The organism is Gelidibacter sp., assembly GCF_035577925.1.
In the GTDB taxonomy this organism is placed as follows: Bacteria; Bacteroidota; Bacteroidia; order Flavobacteriales; family Flavobacteriaceae; genus Gelidibacter.
Genome location: NZ_DATJCY010000045.1, coordinates 1 through 3360, shown reverse-complemented (window position 1 = coordinate 3360; position 3360 = coordinate 1). Strand labels below are relative to the sequence as shown.

Annotated in this window: 4 protein-coding genes; 2 read left to right on the top strand and 2 right to left on the bottom strand. The window is 34.1% G+C overall.

Annotated elements, in window-relative coordinates:
- Positions 1 to 305 (top strand): ankyrin repeat domain-containing protein (locus VNJ50_RS01480; RefSeq protein ID WP_325578371.1); only part of this gene is annotated, 305 nt, incomplete at its 5' end.
- Between the two features lie 77 nt (positions 306 to 382).
- Here the strand turns inward: VNJ50_RS01480 and VNJ50_RS01475 are convergent.
- On the bottom strand, positions 383 to 1114 hold the full coding sequence (locus tag VNJ50_RS01475; RefSeq protein ID WP_325578369.1) for a M15 family metallopeptidase: 732 nt from the start codon (positions 1112 to 1114) through the stop codon (positions 383 to 385).
- 72 nt (positions 1115 to 1186) lie between these two features.
- Here VNJ50_RS01475 and VNJ50_RS01470 point away from each other — a divergent pair, with 72 nt between their 5' ends.
- Positions 1187 to 1612, top strand: a complete 426-nt coding sequence (locus tag VNJ50_RS01470; protein WP_325578367.1) for a GNAT family N-acetyltransferase — start codon at positions 1187 to 1189, stop codon at positions 1610 to 1612.
- A gap of 186 nt (positions 1613 to 1798) precedes the next feature.
- On the opposite strand, the gene VNJ50_RS01465 is transcribed toward VNJ50_RS01470, so the two are convergent.
- On the bottom strand, positions 1799 to 3360 hold a 1562-nt coding region (locus VNJ50_RS01465; protein WP_325578365.1), incomplete at its 5' end, for a GmrSD restriction endonuclease domain-containing protein.

Sequence of the window (3360 nt, the reverse complement as noted above, 5' to 3'; positions counted from 1 at the left end):
CGCCACAGTTTTCGAGTATTGTAAAAACAAAAACTTCTGTAAGTCCTTTTTGCATGGCTATTGTAAAAGGCGATCTTGAAACTGTTAAGAAATTGATCGAGCTGGGTGCCGATGTCAATGAAAAATCTAATGGGATGACGCCGGCTATGTTTGCCGCACGATATAATAAAACCAGTATTTTACAGCTGCTCGTTAAACATGGCGCAGAACTTAAAGGAAAATCGGAAAAAGGATTGACCGCTATGGATTATGCCAAACAATCCCATGCCAATGATGTTTTGGCCTATTTGGAACGTATTTCATAATACTGAAAATTGAGTTAGTGTCTTAAGAAAACCTCTTGTTTTAAGAGGTTTTTTTGTGCTTTAAAAGTACCATTTGGTTACAAAAGCTCCGGATTAATATCCAAAATATTTCCAGTATAATAACGGTCCAAAAACGAATCCGTCAGATATTCGTGTCCTAAAAGCGACGCTTCACCAAGAATGTTTTTTAGATTTAATTTTCTGTAGTCGTGAAGATAATCGCATGACAATGATTTGTAGCTGTAATGCCATGGTTCATATTTAAAGCCTTTCCGTTGGGGATTGTTGGTGTAAACCAGATAAAAACCATAATCTCTGGAATGGGTATCCATCCATTTTTTAAAGTTGACAAAACAGCCATTCCCTTCAAAATGGCTTGGGCTCAACACGCTTTTTGGTTGAACAGCATTGGCATCAATAAGATCCATGTCCGTGCCCCAATGGTGGCGCGAAGTTCCAGGAATGGTTGAATATTCAATGATTTTATCAATCGCTTTTTCCGGTGATAAACCTTGTTGGATAAAGCTTTTATATTTGCGTTCCCAGATGCGATTTTGATGATCAAAATTCCGATAACTCGACACCACTTGAATGGCAATATCCTCGTTTAAAGCCGCATTTTTCATGGCAATAAAAGCATCATAAGCTTCTTTTCGTATTTGGAATCCGTCGCCATAAAGTTTTGGAGTTCCCTTGCCGATTAATTCATCATAACTTAAACCCGAATCCTGAAATGCCAAATTAGGCAAAACGCCTAATGCAATCCCGCCAACAATGGCCGATTTTAAAAAGTCTTTTCTATTCATCATATTTATGTATCAATCAAAAATAACTGATTTATTTATAAGGTAAATTATTTATTTTTACTTAAAATTTAGAATATGCCCATTTCTTTTAAAATAATCGAACCTTCACAGATTAATTCGATCATTCCGTTAGTACAAAAATTGAACAATCACAAAGTTACTGAAGCAGTGCTCAAACAACGTTTTGCGGAGATGGTTACTCAAAACTATGAATGTGCGGCCATTTATGATGGCGAAAAACTAATCGGTATTGCCGGAATGTGGTTTTGTACCCGTCATTATTCTGGTAGAAGTGTGGAGCTGGACCATGTTTTTATTGATGACGGTTATAGGAAAAAAGGTCTGGGAAAGCAGTTTATGAAATGTATTTACGATTATGTGGCTTTAAAAGGTTACCAAACCATTGAGCTGAATACTTATGTGCAAAATTATCCGTCACATAAGTTTTATATGAATGAAGGTTTTGAGATTTTGGGTTATCATTTTTTGAAGAAACTGTAGATACAGATTGCACTAATTTTTATGTTGTTTTACGGAGATACGCTGAGGTTTTGCTGAGGTTCACTGAGTGTTTTTTAGACACCAATTACACTAATTACACAGATTTTTATGTGGTTCACAGAGCTACGCTGAGGTTTCACTGAGATTCAAGGAGTTTTATTGTTTTTTAGATACTAATTTCACTAATTATAGTGATTTATAATATTCTTTGATTTTTTGTGCCATTAATTTTCGTCTTACAGTCAAAAAATCTTGATAGTCATCAATACTCATTTGTATAATTTCAGCAGGTACGCAATTCATTTTCAAATTGTCCAAAAGTTCTTGTTCATTCGACAGTCCACTTACATGTTGGTTACTATCTTGCATTTGTGATTTTATAAGCTCAAAATAATCTTTTGGTGGTTTATTGCCTACTTTTATGTTTATTTCCGATTGCATATATACGTAGTTTGCAATTTGATTATACTTACCTCTGTCCAATCCATTTTTTCTTAAATAATCCTTTGGAAACAAGTGATGAATATCACCACGTAAAGAAATTAAGTCACCTACCAAAACATCTCTCGATAAAAAACCTCGATCATTAGCTTTTACTTGTGAAGCCAAAAAGACGTGAAAATACGGGCTACTTGCTACTGAAGTGTCTAAACTTTGGGGCAATGAAGCGTTCCAAAACGCATCTGAAAGTTCTCCTTCTTCTTTTTCTTTTAGGTAATCTCCAAACGGTTTTTGAGAAATCTGTTTTATGTCAAAATCAAATGTGCTTTCTGGTGAACCTGAATATCTTCCTGTTAAAATTGAGTAAACCAACCATTTTCTTACATAGCTTTCAATAGCAACCGAATTTACTCCAAGTTCTTTTAGTTTTAGGTAAATGATATAAGCAAAATTGATAGCGTTTTGAGAACGAATAAGTTTTGGTGAAATAAATCCTGCGGATTTTACAATCATTAAAAACCGTTTAAAATTAGTTTCATTAATGAAATTATTTACTCCATTTTTCAATTTGTAAAATGATTGTTCTGCAATTTCTGTCTCGTAACTTCTTGTTTCAAAATTTCTACCTGAAAGCAAACTTACCAAATCTGAAAGTCGTCCTCTATTGAACTGTGAAGTAAATGCGACACGAATTAAATCGCTGTAACTAGGGTCGTATAAATCTTCATTTTCGGTTTTAAGCCACGACATTTTTTGAAAAAATCCGGTTTTTGTAAAATCTTTGTCGTTATCTACAATCTGTTTGTAAAAGTCAGGTGAAATGGCCAAATGACAAAAATAATCAATGGCTTTTCTCAGTTCATTTCCGCCATTTTCAGTGTCAGAAGCAATTTTACTCATAGCAAAATCCGCCTGACTTAACACAACCCCTTTTGAGTTAATTCTAATAAAAATTTCTGTAACTGTTTCAATATCTAATTCAGAACTTAATTCAATCATCCCGATTGGCTTTTTCACGATACTGATTAATCTCGAAAATGATTTTTCAATTAAATCTTCGTCAATTTCAGGATTTAAAGCTGAATAGTCTCTAACCAATTTTAGTAAACTAATTTTGCCTGAAAAAGCATCTACAATGTCGTGAAGCCAAACTTTATCTTTTAAAATTGCAGGGTTTTGAACTTCAAAACGTTCTTCGATAGGGTTAAAGGCTATTTTTATCTTTATGCGTTGGTAGTTTTTGTTGATGACGTATTGTCCAAGAATCGCAGCAGTCAATGCTGTTACTCGTTGTTGTCCATCAATTA